This is a genomic window from Pseudomonas sp. FP1762 (assembly GCF_030687105.1).
GTDB classification, from domain to species: Bacteria; Pseudomonadota; Gammaproteobacteria; order Pseudomonadales; family Pseudomonadaceae; genus Aquipseudomonas; species Aquipseudomonas siliginis.
Map to the genome: position 1 here is coordinate 1,294,420 of NZ_CP117458.1, position 21,016 is coordinate 1,315,435.

General features: G+C 60.1%; 27 protein-coding genes. 24 read left to right on the forward strand and 3 right to left on the reverse strand.

Features of this window, described 5'->3' with window-relative positions; genetic code table 11:
* The first annotated feature begins 55 nt into the window (after nucleotides 1–55).
* The 20 genes from PSH90_RS05555 to recX all read left to right on the forward strand — a co-directional run bounded on the left by PSH90_RS05555 (nucleotide 56) and on the right by recX (nucleotide 15,595).
* Nucleotides 56–403, forward strand: a complete 348-nt coding sequence (locus PSH90_RS05555; protein WP_007908779.1) for a phage tail tube protein — start codon at nucleotides 56–58, stop codon at nucleotides 401–403.
* Nucleotides 400–696 carry a phage tail assembly protein gene (locus PSH90_RS05560; RefSeq protein ID WP_007908778.1) on the forward strand — a complete coding sequence of 99 codons (297 nt, stop codon included), beginning with the start codon at nucleotides 400–402 and terminating at the stop codon, nucleotides 694–696. The genes PSH90_RS05555 and PSH90_RS05560 overlap by 4 nt, the downstream gene beginning before the upstream one ends.
* Nucleotides 697–826: 130 nt before the next feature.
* Complete coding sequence (locus PSH90_RS05565) at nucleotides 827–2,716, forward strand: phage tail protein (RefSeq protein ID WP_305382325.1); 1,890 nt, start codon at nucleotides 827–829, stop codon at nucleotides 2,714–2,716.
* A complete protein-coding gene (locus tag PSH90_RS05570; RefSeq protein WP_305382326.1) occupies nucleotides 2,713–3,951 on the forward strand; it encodes a DNA circularization protein in 1,239 nt (412 codons plus the stop codon). The genes PSH90_RS05565 and PSH90_RS05570 overlap by 4 nt, the downstream gene beginning before the upstream one ends.
* 3 nt (nucleotides 3,952–3,954) lie before the next feature.
* Nucleotides 3,955–4,998: a phage baseplate assembly protein gene (locus PSH90_RS05575; protein ID WP_056783274.1), complete on the forward strand. Its 1,044-nt coding sequence runs from the start codon at nucleotides 3,955–3,957 to the stop codon at nucleotides 4,996–4,998.
* Nucleotides 4,999–5,140: 142 nt separating this feature from the next.
* Nucleotides 5,141–5,650, forward strand: a complete 510-nt coding sequence (locus PSH90_RS05580; RefSeq protein WP_056783277.1) for a phage baseplate assembly protein V — start codon at nucleotides 5,141–5,143, stop codon at nucleotides 5,648–5,650.
* Nucleotides 5,650–6,048: a phage GP46 family protein gene (locus tag PSH90_RS05585; RefSeq protein ID WP_056783279.1), complete on the forward strand. Its 399-nt coding sequence runs from the start codon at nucleotides 5,650–5,652 to the stop codon at nucleotides 6,046–6,048. Before PSH90_RS05580 ends, PSH90_RS05585 begins: the two co-directional genes overlap by 1 nt.
* Entirely contained in the window at nucleotides 6,038–7,084 is a 1,047-nt protein-coding gene (locus PSH90_RS05590; RefSeq protein WP_305382327.1) for a baseplate J/gp47 family protein, read from the forward strand. The genes PSH90_RS05585 and PSH90_RS05590 overlap by 11 nt, the downstream gene beginning before the upstream one ends.
* Nucleotides 7,072–7,671, forward strand: coding sequence for a YmfQ family protein (locus PSH90_RS05595; RefSeq protein ID WP_305382328.1), 600 nt, complete (start codon nucleotides 7,072–7,074; stop codon nucleotides 7,669–7,671). The genes PSH90_RS05590 and PSH90_RS05595 overlap by 13 nt, the downstream gene beginning before the upstream one ends.
* 13 nt (nucleotides 7,672–7,684) lie before the next feature.
* Complete coding sequence (locus tag PSH90_RS05600) at nucleotides 7,685–8,842, forward strand: phage tail protein (protein WP_256810411.1); 1,158 nt, start codon at nucleotides 7,685–7,687, stop codon at nucleotides 8,840–8,842.
* On the forward strand, nucleotides 8,839–9,354 hold the full coding sequence (locus tag PSH90_RS05605) for a phage tail protein (protein WP_305382330.1): 516 nt from the start codon (nucleotides 8,839–8,841) through the stop codon (nucleotides 9,352–9,354). Before PSH90_RS05600 ends, PSH90_RS05605 begins: the two co-directional genes overlap by 4 nt.
* A gap of 144 nt (nucleotides 9,355–9,498) precedes the next feature.
* Nucleotides 9,499–10,425 carry a hypothetical protein gene (locus PSH90_RS05610; protein WP_305383111.1) on the forward strand — a complete coding sequence of 309 codons (927 nt, stop codon included), beginning with the start codon at nucleotides 9,499–9,501 and terminating at the stop codon, nucleotides 10,423–10,425.
* A complete protein-coding gene (locus PSH90_RS05615; RefSeq protein WP_056783291.1) occupies nucleotides 10,425–10,895 on the forward strand; it encodes a phage tail assembly chaperone in 471 nt (156 codons plus the stop codon). Before PSH90_RS05610 ends, PSH90_RS05615 begins: the two co-directional genes overlap by 1 nt.
* Complete coding sequence (locus tag PSH90_RS05620; RefSeq protein WP_056783294.1) at nucleotides 10,895–11,782, forward strand: hypothetical protein; 888 nt, start codon at nucleotides 10,895–10,897, stop codon at nucleotides 11,780–11,782. Before PSH90_RS05615 ends, PSH90_RS05620 begins: the two co-directional genes overlap by 1 nt.
* On the forward strand, nucleotides 11,783–12,229 hold the full coding sequence (locus tag PSH90_RS05625; protein ID WP_236168043.1) for a phage tail assembly chaperone: 447 nt from the start codon (nucleotides 11,783–11,785) through the stop codon (nucleotides 12,227–12,229). It abuts the gene before it with no gap.
* A gap of 113 nt (nucleotides 12,230–12,342) precedes the next feature.
* Nucleotides 12,343–12,909: a glycoside hydrolase family 19 protein gene (locus PSH90_RS05630; protein ID WP_305382331.1), complete on the forward strand. Its 567-nt coding sequence runs from the start codon at nucleotides 12,343–12,345 to the stop codon at nucleotides 12,907–12,909.
* Nucleotides 12,888–13,406 (forward strand): lysis system i-spanin subunit Rz, encoded by a 519-nt coding sequence (locus PSH90_RS05635; protein ID WP_095180519.1) that lies wholly within the window; start codon nucleotides 12,888–12,890, stop codon nucleotides 13,404–13,406. Before PSH90_RS05630 ends, PSH90_RS05635 begins: the two co-directional genes overlap by 22 nt.
* A gap of 67 nt (nucleotides 13,407–13,473) precedes the next feature.
* Nucleotides 13,474–13,974, forward strand: a complete 501-nt coding sequence (locus PSH90_RS05640; protein ID WP_041478216.1) for a CinA family protein — start codon at nucleotides 13,474–13,476, stop codon at nucleotides 13,972–13,974.
* Nucleotides 13,975–14,057: 83 nt separating this feature from the next.
* Nucleotides 14,058–15,116, forward strand: a complete 1,059-nt coding sequence (gene recA, locus PSH90_RS05645) for a recombinase RecA (RefSeq protein ID WP_024011876.1) — start codon at nucleotides 14,058–14,060, stop codon at nucleotides 15,114–15,116.
* 8 nt (nucleotides 15,117–15,124) lie between these two features.
* Nucleotides 15,125–15,595 carry a recombination regulator RecX gene (gene recX, locus PSH90_RS05650; protein WP_252877589.1) on the forward strand — a complete coding sequence of 157 codons (471 nt, stop codon included), beginning with the start codon at nucleotides 15,125–15,127 and terminating at the stop codon, nucleotides 15,593–15,595.
* Between the two features lie 59 nt (nucleotides 15,596–15,654).
* On the opposite strand, the gene PSH90_RS05655 is transcribed toward recX, so the two are convergent.
* On the reverse strand, nucleotides 15,655–16,770 hold the full coding sequence (locus tag PSH90_RS05655) for a TIGR00730 family Rossman fold protein (RefSeq protein WP_305382333.1): 1,116 nt from the start codon (nucleotides 16,768–16,770) through the stop codon (nucleotides 15,655–15,657).
* 341 nt (nucleotides 16,771–17,111) lie between these two features.
* Here PSH90_RS05655 and PSH90_RS05660 point away from each other — a divergent pair, with 341 nt between their 5' ends.
* Nucleotides 17,112–17,309: a hypothetical protein gene (locus tag PSH90_RS05660; RefSeq protein ID WP_016770569.1), complete on the forward strand. Its 198-nt coding sequence runs from the start codon at nucleotides 17,112–17,114 to the stop codon at nucleotides 17,307–17,309.
* Here PSH90_RS05660 and PSH90_RS05665 read toward each other — a convergent pair whose 3' ends face one another.
* Entirely contained in the window at nucleotides 17,310–17,735 is a 426-nt protein-coding gene (locus PSH90_RS05665; RefSeq protein WP_007908738.1) for a PA3611 family quorum-sensing-regulated virulence factor, read from the reverse strand.
* A 189-nt stretch (nucleotides 17,736–17,924) separates the two neighbouring features.
* Here PSH90_RS05665 and PSH90_RS05670 point away from each other — a divergent pair, with 189 nt between their 5' ends.
* The 3 genes from PSH90_RS05670 (at nucleotide 17,925) to PSH90_RS05680 (ending at nucleotide 19,982) form a co-directional block, all read left to right on the forward strand.
* Nucleotides 17,925–18,671, forward strand: a complete 747-nt coding sequence (locus PSH90_RS05670) for a tRNA-uridine aminocarboxypropyltransferase (RefSeq protein ID WP_305382334.1) — start codon at nucleotides 17,925–17,927, stop codon at nucleotides 18,669–18,671.
* Between the two features lie 223 nt (nucleotides 18,672–18,894).
* The gene (gene erdR / locus PSH90_RS05675) at nucleotides 18,895–19,545 is read left to right on the forward strand and encodes a response regulator transcription factor ErdR (protein ID WP_016771412.1); all 651 of its coding nucleotides are present in this window, start codon (nucleotides 18,895–18,897) and stop codon (nucleotides 19,543–19,545) included.
* Between the two features lie 74 nt (nucleotides 19,546–19,619).
* Nucleotides 19,620–19,982, forward strand: coding sequence for a diacylglycerol kinase (locus PSH90_RS05680; protein WP_042607041.1), 363 nt, complete (start codon nucleotides 19,620–19,622; stop codon nucleotides 19,980–19,982).
* On the opposite strand, the gene PSH90_RS05685 is transcribed toward PSH90_RS05680, so the two are convergent.
* Nucleotides 19,979–20,905 carry a LysR family transcriptional regulator gene (locus PSH90_RS05685; RefSeq protein ID WP_024011881.1) on the reverse strand — a complete coding sequence of 309 codons (927 nt, stop codon included), beginning with the start codon at nucleotides 20,903–20,905 and terminating at the stop codon, nucleotides 19,979–19,981. The genes PSH90_RS05680 and PSH90_RS05685 overlap by 4 nt on opposite strands.
* Nucleotides 20,906–21,016 lie beyond the last annotated feature (111 nt).

The following is a 21,016-nucleotide window of genomic DNA, read 5'->3' on the forward strand; positions in this document are numbered from 1 at the left end:
GCGCTAAGCATTCAGCCCACCTCGCGTGGGCTTTTTATTTGAAGGGAGAAACACCATGGGTCAACTGATTGCAGGCACCTGCTACGTCAAGGTCGACGGCGCACAACTGACCATCAATGGCGGCTGCGAAGCCCCGCTGATGGCCGTCAAACGTGAAACCGTCGTGCCCGGTTTCTACAAGGAAACCGACATCGCACCGTCGTTCAAAGTGACCGCGCTGCACACCGCCGACTTCCCGCTGAAGAAGCTGATCGAAGGCACTGATATCACCGTCACCTGCGAATTCAGCAACGGCAAAGTCTACGTGCTGGCCGGCGCCTATCTGGTCGAGGAGCCAGTTTCCAAGGGCGACGACGCCACCATCGAACTGAAGTTCGAAGGCATCAAGGGGACCTGGCAATGAGCGGCGCCGTGAAGCTTCAGGTAGCGATCGAAGCCCACGGCGAGCCTCTGACCGAACTCGTTCTGCGCCGCCCGACGGTGCAGGAAGTGCGAGCGATCAAGGCGCTGCCGTACAAGATCGACAAGAGCGAAGAAGTCAGCCTCGACATGGACGTGGCGGCCAAATACATCGCTGTGTGCGCGGGCATCCCGCCGTCGTCGGTCAACCAGTTGGATCTGGCTGACCTCAACGCGCTGAGCTGGGCCGTTGCGAGTTTTTTCATGAGTGCGGCGTCGGCGCCATCACCGACCTGATCGCCGTCGCCTATGACCTGGCCTGGTTCTGGAAGGTTGATCCCGAACAGATGATGGCCAGGCCACTGGATGTGCTCCGCGAATCGCTGGAGCACGCGCAACGGATCAATGCGATGCAGCAGGTGCAGTGATGGCAGACGAAGAGAAGAAAACCCCGAAACCGGTGCTGATCACCGGCATCGATGAACTCTCGCCCAAACTGGGCGCCCTGCGCATGAAGGTTGAGAGTTTTAAAAACAATCTCGAGCAGACCGGCCTCGGCAAACTGGACATCAGTGGTCTGTTCAACGGCGGCAGCGTGATCACGCCGTTTGTAGACGGCATCAAATCGGCCGCAGCGTTCCAGGGCAAATTGAGCGAAGTCAGCGACACGGCGAAAACCGTAGATCTGCCCGCCGCGCCGACAGCAGCGACGCAGAACATGAACGTGTTCAGTGCGTCGATGCAGAAGGTTTCGGCGGCGGTGGACGCCGCGCTGGTGCCGGCGGTGGGGGCCTTGGTGGTCGGACTGGAGCCGATGCTGACGCAGGTCGGCAGCCTGCTCGCCGACAACCCGAAACTGGTTGAAGGCCTGGCGGCGGGGGCGATTGCCTTCTCCGCCATGCAAACCGCCGTCACCGGTATGACTCAGGTGATGGACGTCATGAACATGGTGCTCAAGACCAACCCGATCATGCTGATCGCCATGGGCATTGCCGTGGCGGCCGGTTTGATCGTGGCCAACTGGACGCCGATCAGCGCGTTCTTCACAGGGATGTGGGAGGGCGTGAAAAACATCGGGGCGAGTGCGATGGCGACGTTGCGCTCGGTACTCGACTGGCGACCGCTGGCGGCACTGGCTGCGCTGTGGGAACCGGTCACGGGATTTTTCTCCGGAGTCTGGGACAAGGTGATGGCCGTGACGGCGCCAGCGATCGACTTCTTCAAGTCGGTTTTCTTGTGGTCGCCTGCGGGGATGATCATTGAAAACTGGGGGCCGCTGACCGGCCTGTTCTCGGCGATCTGGGAATTGCTCAAGGCCTTGAGTGTGCCGGTGATGGCATTTCTTAGAAACCTGTTCGATTTCTCGCCGATGCAGATGCTTACCGATGCGTGGGGTGGTGTTGTCGCGTTCTTCGAACCGATGTTCAGCGGCCTGCGAGAAGTCGCGCTACCGGCTAAAGAATTCCTCGTGTCGCTGTTCGACTTCTCGCCAATGCAGATGATCACCAGCGCCTGGGGAGGCATTGTTGCGTATTTCCAGCCGATATTGACGACGCTGCAATCGGCTGTGCAAAGCACCCGGGATACTTTGCGGGCACTGTTCGATTTTTTCCCGATGCAAATGCTCACCAGCGCCTGGGGTGGGGTTGTCGGGTTTTTCGAACCGATCTGGATGGCGCTGCAAACTTCTGTGCAGCGGGTCAGAGGCTTTTTCACCAGCCTGTTCGAGTGGTCGCCGCTGGAGCAGATTGCTCAGTATTGGCAGCCGATCGGTGAGGTCTTTTCGGCGATCTGGGGCGTCGTGTTGGCGCTTTCCGCGCCGGTCGTGGATTTTCTGCACAGTCTGTTCGAATGGAAACCTCTGGATCAGATCATCGAGAGTTGGGGGCCGATCACTGAGTGGTTCGGCGAGTTGTGGCAAAAGCTGCAAACCGTCATTGCGCCGATCAAGGAGTTGTTCGAGGGTGGCTTCGCCGGACTGATCGCCAAGGTCACCGGCAAGGTCGAAACGCTGACCCAAGCGCAACGCGAGACCAATGCCGAAGGCAAAGGCGAACTGGCACCGGCGTTCTTCGCTGCCAGTCCGGCGCCTGCTGGCAACGGCGCACTGCAAAGCGGTTCGTTGCCACAAACCTCCAGCGCGCTGATCCAGCAAAGTGCCGCCAACAACCGTACGCAACTCGAAGGCGGCCTGACCGTGCGCTTCGAAAATGCGCCGGCCGGCCTGCGCACCGAACAACCGCAAACCAATCAACCGGGCCTGGCCGTGTCTTCACGCATCGGCTATCGCTCGCTGTCGATGGGAGGTTCCCAATGAACTGGCGTGACCGTTTATTGCCGGCATCCTTTCGCGGTGTCGGTTTCTGGATCGACCAGGCGAAAACCCCGGTCGGGCGCAAAGGACAGTTGCATGAGTACCCGCAACGCGACCTGCCGTTTTTCGAGGACCTCGGCCAGCAGGCCAAGACTCACGATCTGACCGCGTTCATCATCGGCCCCGATTGCCTTGAGCAGCGCGACAAGCTGCTCAAGGCGCTGGAGCAGGGGCGTGGCGAGCTGGTGCATCCGTGGCTTGGACGCCTGCAAGTCAAGGTCGGCGAATGCGACATGACCCACACCCGCCAGGACGGTGGGCTGGTGACGTTTGCATTGAAGTTCTATCCCGACCAACCCCTGCCGTTTCCGACCGCTACGGTCAGCACGCAGAAAGTGCTGCTGGCCAAGGCCGACGGGCTGCTGGGTTCGGCGGTGGCGCGTTTCGAACAAGCGATGACGCTGATCAAGGCCGCGCGGATCGGCATCACCAACCTGCGCAACAGCCTTACCGGCGTCTATGAAGTGATCAAGGAGCAATTGAAACCTTTGATCGAGCAGTACCGCCAGATCACTGAACTGGTCAAGGCCGTGAAGGAGCTGCCCAAGGAAGTGGCGGCAGAATTCAAGGGTTTGCTCGGCGATATCCAGGAACTGAAAGCGTTCGCCAAGGAAGGCTACCGTGGCGTGATCGCCGACGTGTCGCAGCAACTCGAAGCGATTCGCAAGGCTGATGCGCCGAAGATCACCACCGGCAAGGACACCAATGCCGCAGCGCAGGCGATGGCCGATCTGGTGCAGGACACGCTGATCGTCAAAGTGGCGCAGTGGGTCGCATCGATGCCAGTGGCCACCCGAGCGCTGCAACTGCCGTCGACGCCCACCGTTGCTCAGCAGGCCCATCAGCAAGTCACCCGCCGGGAAGTCCCGGCCACGGATGATTTGCAGGCGCTGCAAAAGGATTTGGTGGAGGCGCTGCAAGGGGCGAAAAACAAGGCCGATCCTGATCACTATCAAGCCATCAGTGACGTGCAGGATGCCTTGGTTGCGCACCTCAAGGCCGTGGCATCCTCGGGCGTGCGACTGGTCAGCAAATCCTTTCAGGAAAGCCTTCCGGCACTGGTCATAGCGTACAAACAGTTTGGCGACGCCACGCGAGTCACCGAAGTCGTGCAGCGCAACGGCGTGACCAATCCGTTGTACCTCCCGCAAAGCGATGTGAAAGTCTCCAGGGAGTGAACCATGGACGAGTTGGATAACCACGTCACACTGACGGTTAACGGCATGGAATACGGCGGCTGGAAAAGCGTCGAAATCACCGCCGATCTCGAGCGTCAGTTCCGCACCTTCAAGCTCGACATTACCTGGCAATGGCCGGGGCAGGCGGTGAGCAAACCGATTAAACCCGGCGACCCCTGCGAGGTGAAAATCGGCAAGGATCTGGTGCTCACCGGTTACGTGTTCAAGGCACCGATCCGCTATGACGGGCGGCAGATCAGCCTGACCATCGAAGGCAGTTCGAAAACCCAGGATCTGGTCGATTGCGCCGCCCGTAACCTGCCCAGCCAATGGCAGCAACAACCCTTGCTGACTATCGTCCGCGATCTGGCGAGCGAATATGGACTGTGGGTCGTCAATGAAATCAGCGACACCACACGCCTGACCAAACACACCATCGTGCCGGGTGAAACGGCATTCCAGTCGATCGACCGATTGCTGTCGCTGCTGCGGGTGTTTTCCACCGACAACGAGCTGGGCCAGTTGGTGCTGGCCAAACCCGGCAGCGGCGGACGCGCCAGCGATGCGCTGGAGCTGGGCAAGAACATCCTGTCGGCCAGTGCGCCAATGGATTTCAGCCAGGTGTTCTCCGAGTATCGGGTGATCGGCCAGCAGAAAGGCTCGGATGCGAAAAGCGGCGCGGCGGTCAGCGAAGTCGAGTCGACGGCGGCCGACCTGAGTTTCAAACGGCGGCGCACCACGGTGATCAACGAAGGCACGCAACTGACCTTTGAGTTGGCGCAGCAGCGTGCCCAATGGGAAAGCGCGACTCGCATGGGCCGTGCGCAGACCACCACCTATCAGGTGCAGGGCTGGCGGCAGAGCAATGGCGATTTGTGGCGCCATAACACGCTAGTGAAGGTCAAGGATCCGGTGCTCGATTTCGATGGTGACATGCTGATTTCCAAGGTCACTTATTCGTTGTCGGCGCAAGGTTCGGTGACCACGCTGCAAGTTGCCCCGCCGCATACCTTTGATCCTGATCCGACGCCCCCGAAAAAAACCTGAGCCTGACCCCGAACCCTGTGGGAGCGAGCCTGCTCGCGAAAGCGTCGCCAGCCTCAACATCACAGCGCCTGACCCGCCGCGTTCGCGAGCAGGCTCGCTCCCACACTGATCCCATTCGGGCGACTCTTTTCAAGGACACCCCATGAGCCTACTGACACGCCTGCTGGCGCGCGGCACTGTCGTGCTCGCCAATTCGGCAACCAAGCTGCAATCGCTGCAAATGCGCCTCACCGCCGGTGAAGTCAACGACGACCTCGAACACTTCGAACCCTACGGTTTCACCAGCCATCCGTTGGCTGGCGCTGAAGGGGTCGTCACCTTCATCGGCGGCGACCGTTCCCACGCCATCGCCCTGGTCATCGCCGACCGTCGCTATCGCCTGCAAGCGCTCGCTGCCGGTGAAGTGGCGATCTACACCGACGAGGGCGACAAAATTCATTTCAAGCGCGGGCGGATCATCGACATCGAAACCGCCACGCTGAACATCCGCGCCAGCAGCGCGGTGAACTTCGACACGCCGGTGATAAACCAGACCGGCAAGATCGTTTCCACCGGTGATCAACTGGCTGGCGGCATCAGCCAGATCAAACACGTGCATGTTGGCGTGCAGGCCGGCAACGGTCAGACCGGCGCGCCGGCAGGAGGCCAGTGATGTTCATCAGCCAGAACCTCCACGCCGCACTGACCCGCGCCGTGCTCATCAGTCTGTTCACCTGGCGTCGCGCCGCTGATGACGACACCCTCGATGACGAAGAACGCTTCGGCTGGTGGGGCGACAGTTTTCCCACGGTTGCCGACGATCGCATCGGCTCGCGGCTGTGGCTGCTGCGCCGGGTCAAGCTGACCCGGCAGACGCAGATGGACGCCGAGTTCTATGCCCGCGAAGCCCTGCAATGGCTGCTCGACGACGGCCACTGCAGCGCCATCGACATCATCAGCGAACGCCTCGATGCCCAGCGCCTGAACCTGCGCACGGTCCTCACGCTGGCCGACGGCGAACGTCTGGACATCAACCCCGATAACAGTTGGCAGGTGATCTATGCCGTTTGAAACCCCTTCGCTGCCGGTGCTGATCAAGCGCACCCAAAGCGACCTGGCTGGCGATTCGCTGCGCCAGTCCGATGCGCAAGTGCTCGCCCGCACCCTCGGCGGCGCCGCTTATGGCTTGTACGGTTATCTCGACTGGATTGCCGAGCAGATCCTGCCCGACAAAGCCGATGAGTCAACCCTGGAACGCATCGCCGCGCTGCGCCTGAATCAGCCGCGCAAAGCCGCGCAGGTGGCTACCGGCAGCGTCAGTTTTACCGCCACTCCCGGCGCCGTGCTCGACGTCGACACTCTGCTGCAAGCGAACGATGGCCGCACCTACAAAGTCACCACGGCGCGCACCACGGTCAATGGCAGCAACAGCACCACGATTGCGGCGCTGGAGGCCGGCAGTCTGGGCAACGCTGATGCGGGTTTGACGCTGACCCAGGTGCAGCCGATTGCCGGGATTGTCGGCAACAGCTTCGTGGTGCTGGCGCCGGGACTCAGCGGCGGTGTGGCGCGGGAAAGCCTCGAATCGCTGCGCTCGCGGGTCATCCGTTCCTACCGCGTGATTTCCCATGGTGGCGCGGCCAGCGACTACGAAACCTGGGCGCTGGAAGTGCCGGGTGTGACGCGGGCGTGGTGCCGGGGCGGCCTGCTCGGGCCGGGCACGGTGACGGTGTTCATCATGCGTGATGAAGACCCGCAACCGGTGCCGAACGATGAGCAGTTGGCGGAGGTTCAGGAGTACATCGAACCGCTGCGTCCGGTGACCGCGGAAGTGCACGTGCAGCGACCGGTTCAGGTGCCGGTAGTGTATCGCTTCAAGAGCGTCAATCCGGACACCACCGCCGTGCGCGCCGCCGTTGAAGCGCAGTTGCGCGATCTGCACAACCGCGAGGCCGATCTCGGTGTGCCGCTGCTGATCAGCCATATCCGCGAAGCGATCAGCAGCGCCGGCGGCGAATACGATCACACGCTCACTGCTCCGGCCGCTGACGTGCCGGCCGGGCAGAGCGAACTGCTCACCTTCGGAGGCTGCGTATGGGGGGCATAAGAACCGCCGCGCAATACCAGGCGCAGTTGCGCGCCTTGCTGCCCAGTGGCCCGGCATGGGATCCGGAGCGGGTGCCCGAGCTTGAGGAAGTGCTGCAAGGCGTCGCCGTCGAACTGGCCCGTCTGGATGCGCGCGCCGCCGATCTGCTCAACGAAATGGACCCGGCCGGCGTCAGCGAACTGGTGCCGGACTGGGAGCGGGTGATGAACCTGCCCGACCCGTGCCTGGGCGCCACGCCACTGTTCGACGACCGCCGCCTCGCCGTACGCCGCCGCTTGCTCGCGGTCGGCAGCCAGGCTGTCGGCTACTACCTCGACATCGCCAAAAGCCAGGGTTACCCCAACGCCAGCATCACCGAACACGAAGCCCCACGCATGGGCCACGCCCGGTTTGGTTCGGCGCATTGGGGCACTTGGGAAGCGCAGTTCATGTGGACGCTCAACACCGGCGGCCGCCTGCTGCTCGGCCGCCGTTACGGCGCGAGCTACTGGGGCGAGCGCTTCGGCGTCAACCCGGGCTCGGCGCTGGAATGCCTGATCCACCGCAGCGCGCCGGCGCATACCAAGGTGCACATCAATTATGACTAGGGAGGGATGAGGGATGGATTATCCGAAGAGTGTGCCCAGTGCCGGCTTGGTGAATGGGAAGTTTGTTGATGAGAACCCTATGACGGGGACGCCGGGATCGTTGATTCCGGCGGATTGGGGTAACGGAGTTACCCAGGAAATTCTTAACGTGATCAAGGCGGCGGACCTGACGCCGGACGAGAAGAAATACGATCAGTTGTTGCAGGCGATTCAATCGGTGACGGCCAAGGGCTGGAACCAGGATTTGGCGCTGCCGCTGGCTGCTTTGCCTTTGCCTACAGTTGCCACCGCCGATGCACGTCTGCCGGTCAGTCCGGCTGCGGCCTCAACCAGTGGTGGCCGGGTTTCGATCGCAGCGGGAACCTTTATTAGCCTTGGCCAGGAAGTAGTGGCCGGCCAACTCGGGCGTGCGCGCACCTTCGTGACGACGGCGTGGAGCAGCGCCGACTTGCTGCCCAGCAGCCATTACTTTCTGCGAGCGCAAGTTATCGCCGGGGTACTCACGTTCTACACCCAACGCGGTGGCATTCATGACGTCGTGCCTGACTCACTCAAAGGGACCGTCAACGGCGCTGCCGGCGGCGGTTTTCAGTCCACGTCTCTGGACATGTGTCTGGCGTGGGTGATAACCGGAGCACCCGGTTCGGTGCCGGTCGTGCGGACCCTATACAACCGCGCACGTTTGACCTGGACGCAAACGGTAAACGGCACAGGCGCAATATTTTTACCGCTCGATCCCCACGCGCGTGCGGCACGACTCGTCGCCGGTAACCCAACGCCATCCTCGACGGCGGTCACCTCAGTCGCCTTTCCGTCCACCGGGTGGGCAGGGGGCAACTATTGCTTCCTGTCGCCGATCCTGACAGGCAGTTCGAACAACCCGGGGGGGTGGAACCCGGCAACGGTTTCACCGTGTGTATTGTTCACCAACAACATCGTCAATGACGTCACGGTTTCGACGTTGGCGGCGAGTTTCGATCATGCCAATTTGCGCTCACTGTGGCAGTGCTATCAGGCCGAACACAACTTGGGCCAATCGAATGCCGACAGCGATGAGCTATTGCTGAGCATGGGCATCAAAACCCATCCAATCACCGATTACAGCGTGGGCATTGCCATCAACTTTTCCGACGCGGTGAACGTGCAATTCTCGTGGGAGCTTATTCGATGATCGTCATTCAGGAACTTCATCAGTGCGACGGTGAGTTGCGCCTGCCGCAACCGTCGGCTGCGCACGAGTGGGATGGGCAGAACTGGGTTTTCAATGCAGATATGCAGATTGCTCTGGATCTGCAGGAAGCCGAACGCCTTTGCGCCAAGGTCGACGCCACCGCCGACAACGCTCGCATCGCACTGGCAGGCGACCCGCTCAAGGCCATGGAGTACGCACAGGCAGCCGCAGACGCTCGAGCTTTCAGCGACGCCGGATACCCGAAAAAGGAAGTGCCGCTTTCAGTCGCCGCGTGGGTCGCGAAAGGCCGCACGGCCAAACAGGCCACCGAGCAGATTCTGAGCATGGCCGATCAACTGACCGACCATCTGTTGGCGCTGCGTACCCTGCGCCTGAAGGCCAAAGCGCAGATTCGCGCCCAAGCTGCCAAGGGCAACATGGATCTGGCGCGCAGCTCTGCTGACGAAGCATTTGTCGCCATTCGCGAACTGGTCAACGGTCCATCCAGCTAAATCAAAAACCTCAGTTCTGCGTCACCCAAGCCCACTTCGATGTGGGCTTTTTTATTTCTGAAAACAGACCGTGAACAGGTAGGCGAAGAACGTTTTGCCGATGCCGATGCCGGTCATTTGTCATTTCAAAGGAGCGAACATCTTATGGATTATCCAAAAAGCGTACCCAGCGTCGGACTGGTCGATGGCCGCTTCGTCGATGAAAACCCGGTGGCGGGGACACCGGGTTCGTTGATTCCGGCGGTGTGGGGCAACAGCGTTACACAAGAGATTCTCAACGTGATCAAGGCGGCCGGGTTGACACCCGATGAGGCCAAAACGGATCAACTCGCCAGTGCGATCGGTGGACTGGTCGATTTCACCAAACTGAAAAATACCCCGACCACATTGGCCGGTTACGGCATCACCGATGCGGTGGGGCGGCTGTTGGCGGTCAGGCAGTTCGAGAAGGTCGGGATTACGCTTTACAAGCCAAACCCCAAAGCCAAGAGGATCCATGTGCGGCTGGTCGGCGCGGGGGGGAGCGGTGGTGGGTGTTCGCCCGTTGCCGCCGGTTATCAGGGTATTGGTGGTGGCGGAGGCTCTGGGGCCTTTGCTCAAAGCCTGTACGACGTGACCCCGGAAATACTTGCAGGCGTGCCCGTTACGCTGGGTGGCGGTGGCGCTGCGAGTAATGTGATGGGGCTGGCCGGCGGAGGTGCTTCGTTCGGCACCTACATGAGCGCTGCGGGCGGTGGAGGCGGGCAGGTCCTTACCGTCGCCGTAACAGCCACAACAGTTGGTTTCGTTCAGGGCGGTGCAGGAGGGCAAGCGGTCACAGGCGGCAATCTTGCGAATGCTCGGGGCGCACCCGGCGAATACGCAATGTACAACGCCAATTGGGGCGTCCTCTCGGGTGCGGGCGGTGCCAGCCCGTATGACGGCGGTGGTACCCGAGTGGGGGTCAACGGGATTGGCATCACCGGCGGACGCGGTTCCGGCGGCAGCGGCTCCTGTTCGACCAACGCTTCGGCTGCCGTACTCAGTGGCACCGGCGGCAACGCATTCTGTGAAATCTGGGAGTATGAATAATGGCCATTTATGCACGGGTCGAGAACGGCGTGGTCGTCGAACGGATCGACGCCGGTGAGTACGCCATCTGCGAGCTGTTTGCTCCATCCTTCGTCGAGACGATGGTTCGCGTGCCGGAGGGTCAAGAGGTCGAGATCGGTGCGCCGATCACCGGGCTTCCGACAGGCGCCGAAGAACTGCCTGCACAGCAGAGCCGTGTGGTAGCTCAGGCTCCCATTGTTGCGGAAGAGGAACCTGCGGCCGCACTTGTCTGGCGCCAAGCCTCTCTGGCCACGACCGAATGGTTAGTCACGCGGCATCGCGATGAACAGGATATGGGACGCGGCACATCGCTCAAGCCCACGCAGTATCTGGAACTGCTTGAGTACCGACAGGCATTGCGCGACTGGCCTGACTCAGCGCTTTTCCCGGCGTTGAATGCCCGCCCTCTGGCACCCGCATGGCTCGCTATCAAAACAGGAGAACAGTAATGGATTACCCAAAAAGCGTCCCCAGCGCAGGGTTGGTGGACGGTAGCTTTGTTGATGAAGACCCGCTGAACGGCAGACCGGGATCGCTGATTCCGGCGAGTTGGGGCAATGGTGTTACCCAGGAAATCCTGAGCGTCGTTCAAGCCGGCGGGTTGACGCCGAGTGAGGCGTCCAACGCGCAATTGCTAGGCGCACTGCGCGGCGCTCAGTTGTTCAAGACCGCAGCACCTTTTGATGTCAGCCGTTCGGCGGCGACTTGCGAGTTTGTTCAGCGAGCTCTTGGCAGCTACGCGGGGGCGCGTGACATCCTTGCTACTACGCAACTGACGCTCGCTGACTTGGGCTGGTCGTTAGGTCTGGGTGGTAACTCGCCTTACACCGTGACCCTGCCGGAAATTGACAAGGTTCCTATGGGCGCCGCCATCGTCTTTCACTGCCGCAGCAATGCTCCTGTCACGATTGCTCACCCGGGTGCCGCAAAAATAAGCCCGCAAGGCGTCTTGTTGAGCTCGATCGTGATCAACAGTGGCGAGAGCGCCACCATCGTGAGGGAAAGTGGAGCCTGGGCGGTACACGGGACGGCGAGTCTGAAATATGCCTCGCTTTTTTCCGGATTGACGAGTGCCCAGGGATATCAAAAACATGCCAGCGGCAATATCGATCAATGGGGCTCAGGTCTGTCGAATGCTGCGGGACTGGTCTACGTGACATTCCCAATCTCGTTTCCGAGGGCCTATTTCTCGCTCGTGGCCACACATGCGGGAGGTGACACCGCAATGATCGTGCTGAATGCCGCCAATCAGCAGGGCTGCACCTTGAAAATTCGCGACGCGAATGCGCAGTTGGCTGCCAATTGCACCGTCAACTATTTTGTAAAGGGCTATTGAATGGACAACTTCAACGTTTTATTCAGCGCCACCACCCGGGGTGTTTACGTACCCGGCATCAACTCGACGGACATCCCCGACGACGTCATCGAAATTCCTCAGGGCTACTGGATCTCGCTGCTGCAGCAACTGGCGGTCAGCGCGAAAATGATCGGGGTGCGTGCGGACAACGGCTACCCGATTCTGGTTGATCCACCTCCACCCTCGGCAAAAGAAGTCGAGGACATGGAGCGTCTATGGCGTGATGCGCAATTGGCAGCCACCGATGGCATGGTTGCACGCGATCGCGATGAACTGGAGGATGGCGGTGGCACGACGCTGACTACTGAACAATATGCTGAACTGCAAGCCTATCGACGTGAATTACGCGATTGGCCGCAAGGGTCCTCTTTTCCCTTCAGCGAACATCGCCCGGTGGCGCCGCGCTGGTTGGTAGCGGCGCTCTGACCCAGCGTCACTTCACGAATACTTTCGCGGAAAACTCCGGAAAACAATGGCTGGCAAGCATCAACCGCCAGCCGTGATTCAATCGGGACAACATCCAGGGAGGATCAAGCATCATGCAGTTAACTGAAACACACCTTATCGACATCATGCCCAACGCCCGCTCCCAAGCGGGCGTTTTTGTTTCTGCACTCAACGCTGCGATGGCCAGGCAGCGCATCGATACGCCCAAGCGCATCGCGGCGTTTCTGGCACAGGTCGGTCACGAGTCCGGCCAATTGCGTTACGTGCGCGAACTGGGCAATAACCAGTATTTGAGCAAATACGACACTGGCACGCTGGCGCTGCGTTTGGGCAATACTCCGGAAGCGGATGGCGACGGGCAAAAATACAGAGGGCGCGGGCTCATACAAATCACCGGTCGCGCCAACTATCGCCAATGCAGCCTCGGCTTGTTTGGCGATGAGCGTCTTTTGTCGTTGCCCGAATTGCTCGAGCAACCGCAATGGGCCGCCGAATCGGCGGCGTGGTTCTGGGGGCAGAAGGGCCTGAATGAACTGGCCGACGCGGACCAGTTCAACACCATCACCCGGCGGATCAACGGCGGGTTGAACGGCTTGCAGGATCGTCTGCAAATCTGGGCGCGGGCGAGGGCGGTGCTATGTCCGGCTCCTGGCGCGTGATGGGTCTGTTGCTGCTGGTGACCGGGGCGTTTGCAGCGGCATGGCAGTTTCAGGACTGGCGCTACGGGCGGCAATTGGCCGAGCAGGCGCGGTTAAACGCCGAAACCCTCAATCAACTGACGCAGACCGCCGCCACCGCGCAACAGGCCGAGCAGGATAGACGCCTGGCACTGGAGCAGCGGCTCGCGGCCAGTGAGCAAACCCATTATCGAGCGCTGAGCGATGCCCAACGTGATCAGGATCGCTTGCGCGATCGCCTTGCTACTGCCGATGTGCGGCTGTCAGTCCTTCTCGATGCCGGCGACGTTGCCCACGGCTGTGCGGTGCCAGCCGCCGCCGGCACCGGCGGCGTGGATCCTGCAACCGTACGCGCCCGACTTGACCCGGCGCATGCTCAACGAATTATCGCCATCACCGACACCGGCGACCGTGGATTGATTGCGTTGCAGGCCTGTCAGGCCTATGTCAGAGCGCTGGCGCCCGAACATCTTGAATGATCTTGTGTATTGAAAGCATGGCCGGCTCGTGTACGGTGAAGGCATTCCACACGATTCGGAGCTCGCCGTGAAAGAGACCACTCAACTGGCCGCAGAACTGGGCCGACGTCTGCAAGTGCTCAATGCTCATGTCACTACCGCCGAGTCCTGTACCGGTGGCGGTATCGCCGAAGCGATTACGCGGATTCCGGGCAGTTCGGCCTGGTTTGAAGCGGGTTATGTGACGTACTCCAATCGGCAGAAAACCCGGCAGCTGGATGTGCCAGGCGATTTGTTCGAGACGGTAGGGGCGGTCAGTCGTGAAGTGGTCGAGGCCATGGTGCGCGGTGCGCAGCATCACAGCCTGGCGCATTTTGCCGTGGCGGTCAGCGGTGTCGCCGGTCCCGACGGTGGCACGCCGAACAAACCGGTGGGCACAGTGTGGCTGGCCTGGGGTGTGGGCGATGAGGTTTACACTGAAGTTCAGCACTTCCCCGGCGGTCGTGATGAAGTCCGCCGACAAACGGTGAAGGCCGCGCTAGAGGGGCTTGTGCGACTAGCGGCACGAGAAATCGAAAATCAGGGGTAGGCGATCTTCGAACGCTGTGGAATAATACTGGCTACTTATACAGGTGTTGGCCGTCAGGCCTTATTGATTACGTGAGGACTTTAATGGACGACAACAAGAAGAAAGCCTTGGCTGCGGCCCTGGGTCAGATCGAACGTCAATTCGGCAAGGGTGCCGTAATGCGTATGGGCGATCAGGACCGTCAGGCGATCCCGGCCATCTCTACTGGCTCTCTGGGTCTGGACATCGCACTCGGCATCGGCGGTCTGCCAAAAGGCCGTATTGTTGAAATCTACGGTCCTGAATCCTCCGGTAAAACCACGCTGACGTTGTCCGTGATCGCCCAGGCGCAAAAAGCCGGCGCGACCTGCGCATTCGTCGACGCCGAGCACGCGCTCGATCCAGAGTACGCCGGCAAGCTGGGCGTCAACGTTGACGACCTGCTGGTTTCCCAGCCGGACACCGGCGAACAGGCCCTGGAAATCACCGACATGCTGGTGCGCTCCAACGCCGTTGACGTGATCATCGTCGACTCCGTGGCCGCACTGGTGCCGAAGGCTGAAATCGAAGGTGAAATGGGCGACATGCACGTCGGCCTGCAAGCACGTCTGATGTCTCAGGCGCTGCGTAAAATCACCGGTAACATCAAGAACGCCAACTGCCTGGTCATTTTCATCAACCAGATCCGTATGAAAATCGGCGTGATGTTCGGCAGCCCGGAAACCACCACCGGTGGTAACGCGCTGAAGTTCTACGCCTCGGTTCGTCTCGACATCCGCCGTACCGGCGCGGTGAAGGAAGGCGACGAAGTGGTCGGCAGCGAAACCCGCGTCAAGGTTGTGAAGAACAAGGTGGCTTCGCCGTTCCGTCAGGCCGAGTTCCAGATTCTTTACGGCAAAGGCATCTACCTCAACGGCGAGATGATCGACCTGGGTGTGCTGCACGGTTTTGTCGAGAAGTCCGGCGCCTGGTACGCCTACGAAGGCACCAAGATCGGTCAGGGCAAGGCCAACTCGGCCAAGTTCCTGGCGGACAACCCGGAAATCGCCGCGAAGCTCGAGAAGCAGCTGCGTGACAAGCTGCTGTCGCCAGCGGTGATCGCGGATTCCAAGGCCTCGGCGGTCAAAGAGACCGAAGACGACCTGGCCGACGCTGATCTCTGATATCAGCGATGACCACCGCCGTACTGGATACCCTCGTCGCGGTGCGGCGAACCGCCATGGACCTGCTCGCACGTCGCGAGCATGGTCGAGTCGAGTTGACGCGTAAGCTGCGTCAGCGCGGCGCCGAGGCGGAGCTGATCGAAACAGCCCTCGACCGTTTGACGGAAGAGGGTCTGCTTTCCGAAGCCCGTTACCTTGAAAGCTTTGTCTCCTACCGAGCCCGTTCCGGCTATGGCCCTCTGCGAATTCGCGAGGAGCTCAGCCAGCGGGGTTTGCAACGTACCGATATCGAAATCGCCCTGCGCGAAAGTGGTATCAATTGGCAGGCGCAGCTTCAGGATACGTGGCAACGTAAGTTCTCCGGACATTTACCGATTGATGCGAAAGAACGGGCCAGGCAAGGCCGGTTTCTGGCGTATCGGGGGTTCTCGATGGAGATGATCAACCGCTTGTTCAGCGGTCGAGGGATAGACGATTAGACCGATTCAACAAAAAAGGCCCGCTATTTTTTAGAAAATAGCGGGCCTTTTTTTTGCCTTCAAATTACGTTGAAAGGCTCGCGTGAGCGTTGTGCAATGGGCGGTTTTGAATCGGCCCAGTTTTCCGGCAGATTGATAAAGTCCACCAACTCCCTCAGACGACCATGGGTACGGCCATTGAAGGCAAAGGCCAGCCGTGCCAGATGGCTGAACTGCGCATCGTCGTGTTCTTCGCCGCTGTAGGCATGTTGGTGGAACTGGTCGCTCAGGCACAGATCAGCAAACTCCTCCTGCATCCGCGCCAGTGCCTGGTCGCTGAGCTTGTGGTTCATGCGAATCACAAATTGCCGCTTGAGCCAGCGGCTGGAGTGGAAGTTGCTGTAGAACTGATTGATCTCTTCCACCGCTTCTTCAACGCTGTAGACCAGTCGCATCAGCTTCATATCGGTCGGCAGGATGTAGCGGTTTTCTTCCAGCTGATTGCGGATGAAGTCCAGCGCGCCTTGCCAGAACGTCCCGCCCGGAACATCCAGCAACACCACCGGCACCAATGGGCTTTTGCCGGTCTGAATCAGCGTCAGCACTTCCAGCGCTTCATCAAGGGTGCCAAACCCGCCCGGGCACAGCACCAGCGCGTCAGCCTCTTTGACGAAGAACAGTTTTCGGGTGAAGAAAAAGTGGAAGGGCAACAGATTGTCGGTGCCGTCGACGGTGGGATTGGCATGTTGCTCGAAGGGCAGGGTGATATTGAAACCCAAGCTGTGATCTCGACCGGCTCCTTCGTGGGCGGCGGCCATGATGCCGCCGCCGGCGCCGGTGATGACCATCATCTCTGCGCGTGTCAGTGCTGCGCCGAGTTCGCGGGCCATTGCATACAGCGGATGCTCCACTGGCGTACGTGCCGAGCCGAACACGGTAACTTTGCGCCGGCCCTTGAATTGCTCGAGTACACGAAATGCTTGCTCCAGTTCACGCAGGGCTTGCAGGGTGATCTTGGCGTTCCAGCGGTTGTGGTCTTCCTGAGCCATGCGCAGCACGGTCAGGATCATGTCACGGTAGATGGGGATGTTCGGGCTGTTGGTGGAAATATGACTGAGTTGGGCTTCGACCTGGCTGATGAGGTCGCCGCTTTCCTGAAAATGACGGCTCAAGAGGTCGTTCGGTTGATAAGGCATTCAACGTCTCCTTCTGTACAGGGCGGGTAGCCCGGACAACCAGCGTCCGGGTCGCACTGCAAAAACACACAGGGCCGGCAGTTCCATTTCTGCCGTTAACGAATGATCGGGAATACTCTCAATCTAGACCCTCGCACGCATTCGCGCTGACTTGAACAGTGCGCTGTAACGTTTTGTCTGGCAACCGCTTACTGATTTGCGCCAAAGCCCCGCCGCTCGTCTGAACGTATCGCAAAGGGCCATCACTCTGATTTACTCAAATACAGACGTCGCAAGACAACCTTGCGTTTGCGCAAGGCAAAGCAATTCAAGGATTCGTGGGTGGCAAGGAGGCGGGATGCATGGTCAGAGTGGTTCTGGAGATCGATACGCAGTTGTATCGAATGTTGCAGGAGTCGGCCGAGACGCATCAATTGAGTCTCGAAGAAGAGTGCTGCCGACGATTGGCCGGCGGCGAGCGTCGCTCGCGCTATCTGCAGGCGCTAGTGGCGGAATTGCGCGCCGAGGATGAGCAGCGGCGCGCCAAGGCTTCGCGCTGATTACTTCTTCTTCGCTGGCGCGGCTTTCGGGCAATCGGATTCCTGGTAACTGGCCGAGCCGATCGCTTTGTTGGTTTTCACTTCGGTGAAGTCGTAACGCATGATCGCGCCCTTGGCCATCAGCTTGCGGTACGACGGGTTGTTGCACACCGACGCGCCCAACTGGAAATACACAGCCTTGGGATCGGCGCGCATCTTGTCGGCGTGGCTCTTTTGCACGCTCAGATGGTTGATCAGCTGCGTGCCTTCGACGGTGTAGCCTTGATCAAGAATGTCTTCATTGATCGCCCGTGGCGTGCCGACGCTGCTTTGGGCGGCGACGTTGCGCAGCTCTCGGTTCAGATTCTGCTCACTCAGGGACGCAGCCTGAGCGGTAAAGGACGACGCCAGCAGAATGGCAGCGGTGGGAACGATAAGGCGCAGCATGAAACTCTCCTGATTCGGTGACTGGTGGTTCGACCCGTCACGGGGCGGTGCGTTCAGTGGCGGCGAATTATAGGGGAGCCGGTCTGGACGGTACAGGCTTGTGGCCGACGCTCTGGTAAACTGCCGGCCTTTATTGCCCTGCCGAGTGTTTTTCGTGTCGAGTTTCCCTGTCAGCCGGTGTTGCCTGCGATGAACCATGCCCCCAACGCCGTGGCCCGCCTGCGCGATCAGCGCGAAGACGAAGGCATCAAGCCGATTCAGGCGCGCGGCTTTCGCTCCGAGCGTTGCCGCGATTGCCGGGTCATCATCAGTCATTGCCTGTGCGCGTGGCGGCCAAGCGTCGACACCCGCTCCGGCGTGTGCCTGATCATGACCGGCAAGGAAGTGTTCAAGCCAAGCAACACCGGTTGGCTGATTGCCGATGTGGTGCGCGACAACCATGCGTTCATCTGGTCACGCACCGAGCCCGACCCGCAGATGCTTGCACTGCTCAACGATCCGCAATGGCAGCCGTACCTGGTGTTTCCGGGCGAGTATGTCGAACCGTCGCGGGTGACCAACACGGTGACAGTCGATAGCAGCAAGCGCCCGCTGTTCATTCTGCTCGATGCGACCTGGACGGAGGCGCGCAAGATCTTTCGCAAGAGTCCGTATTTCGACCGCTTGCCGATCCTCAGCCTGCTGCCCGACAAACTCTCGCGCTATCGCTTGCGCCGTTCGACCCGCAGCGAGCACCTGTGCACCGCCGAAGTCGCGGCGTTGTGCCTGGAACTGGCCGGTGACAGCGAAGCCGCTTCGGCGCTGGATGCATATTTCGATGTGTTCAGCCAGCATTACCTCGGTGCCAAGCAGCAACTGGACATGAATGAATCAACGCCCGCTCACGCCGAGCTGCTGCCCTATATACGAAAGCCGCAGCCGGAGTTGGCCCGATAGTGGCTCATACTGTCGACAGCGCTGGCCATCTTGCTTGACCACCCCGGCTGCGCTGGGCATGCTTGGCGCCGATTAGGGTGCGGCCAAGGTTTGAGACGCCGTGTTTGCTGTTGATTGGCGTCGAACGTGCCCCTGTGGATATCGCTTCCAAGCGTTGTCTCGAGTTGCTTTGGCCAGACCGGAATCTACCGCGTCTGCCATCAAAAACAGGATCATTTGAAAAATGGCCACATACGACATCCTGATTGCCGATGATCACCCCCTGTTTCGCAGCGCCCTGCACCAAGCGGTCACGCTGGGCCTTGGCCCGGACGTGCGACTGGTGGAGGTGGCGAGCATTGCCGAACTGGAAGCGCGCCTGACCGAGAAGGCTGACTGGGATCTGGTCCTGCTGGACCTGAACATGCCCGGCGCCTACGGTTTTTCCGGGCTGGTGCTGCTGCGCGGACAATATCCGCAGATTCCGGTGGTGATGGTCTCGGCCCAGGAAGAAGCTTCGGTGATGGTCAAGTCCCGCGAGTTCGGCGCCAGTGGCTTCATTCCCAAGTCCAGCGATCTGAGCGTGATTCAGGAAGCGGTGCGCAAGGTGCTCGATGGCGACGTGTTCTGGCCGCCGCAAGCGTTCGAAGCAGTCAGCGTGTCGGATGAGGCGAAAGCTGCCAGTGATGGCCTCGCCAGCCTGACGCCGCAACAGTTCCGCGTGCTGACCATGGTCTGCGAAGGTCTGCTGAACAAGCAGATAGCTTATGAGCTGAGCGTGTCGGAAGCGACCATCAAGGCCCACGTCACGGCGATCTTTCGCAAATTGAACGTGCGCACTCGCACGCAAGCGGCTTTACTGCTGCAACAACTTGAGTCAATTCCGAGCCAGTGATGGCTGGCGGTTTCACGCTTTTTTGACTTTCGTTGATCTAGCTTCCCCACACCTTTTTGGCTGGTTTCTTTCTTATGTCACCTTTCAAGGGCCAGACCGGCCTGAAACGCATCCTCAACGCGTCCGGCTATTCGCTCGATGGCCTGCGCGCTGCCTTCACCGGCGAAGCGGCGTTCCGCCAATTGGTGCTGCTCAACGTGGTGCTGATTCCGCTGACATTTTTCCTCAATGTCAGCCGTGTCGAGCAGGCGGTGTTGATTGCCGTGTGTTTGCTGGCGCTGATTGTCGAGTTGCTGAATTCGGCGGTGGAAGCGGCCATTGACCGCATCTCGCTGGAATTGCACCCGCTGTCGAAAAACGCCAAGGACATGGGCAGTGCCGCGCAATTTGTCGCACTGAGCATGATCGCTTTGGTGTGGGCAGTGATTCTGCTTTAAGCAATCGTCGGCAGCACGATTTCGTCGCTGCGTTGCACCCCGGCGGTGAACGCGCGACACAGCTCGAGAAACTCGCGCATGGCCGAGGTCTGGTATTTCTGTTTGTGCCAGATGAAATAGAACTGCCGGGCCAGGTCCAGATCCGGCGTCTCCACCGGCACCAGACTGCCGCGCCGGAAGGCATCGCGCAGCGCCAGCCGCGAAATGCAGCCAATCCCCAAGCCAGATTCCACTGCACGTTTGATCGCTTCGGTGTGTTCCAGCTCGAGACGAATATTCAGCGCGCTGCGATGGTGACGCATAGCTTGGTCGAAGGTCAGCCGCGTGCCGGAACCCTGTTCACGCAGAATCCATGCCTCATGGGTCAGCTCTTCCATTGTCGCACTGCCGCGTTTGGCCAACGGATGCTGCGGCGCGCAAAACACCACCAGCTCATCCTCGACCCAACTCTGCACTTCGATGTCCGGGTGGCTGCAATCGCCTTCGATTAGACCCAGATCAATTTCGTAGTGGGCGACCTGCTGCACGATATTGGCAGTGTTCTGCACGTGCAGCTTGACCTGACTTTCGGGGTGGCGCTGCATGAAACTGCCGATCAGCAGGGTGGCCAGATAGTTGCCAATGGTCAGCGTCGCCCCCACTGATAACGAGCCGAAACCGGATTTGCCATTAAGCAGGTCTTCGATTTCCTTGGCCTGGTCGAGCAGGGCCACCGCTTGCGGCAACAGTTGTTTGCCGAGGGCGTTGAGGCTCAGGCGTTTGCCGGCGCGGTCGAACAGCTGGCAACTGGACTGGCGCTCAAGCTCGGTGATCGAAGTACTCGCCGCCGATTGCGAGAGGTTGAGCAGACCCGCAGCACGGGATACGCTTTCCTGCTGGGCGACGGCGACGAAGACTTGCAGTTGACGGAGAGTAAATCGCATATCGATATAACCGATAACCCTTATCTTAATAATCCAGTTAACAGATATTGTCGTCGCTATTAGAATGCGATGCAATTGCGCACGTTGAGCCTCATTGAGCCGCGCAGACCA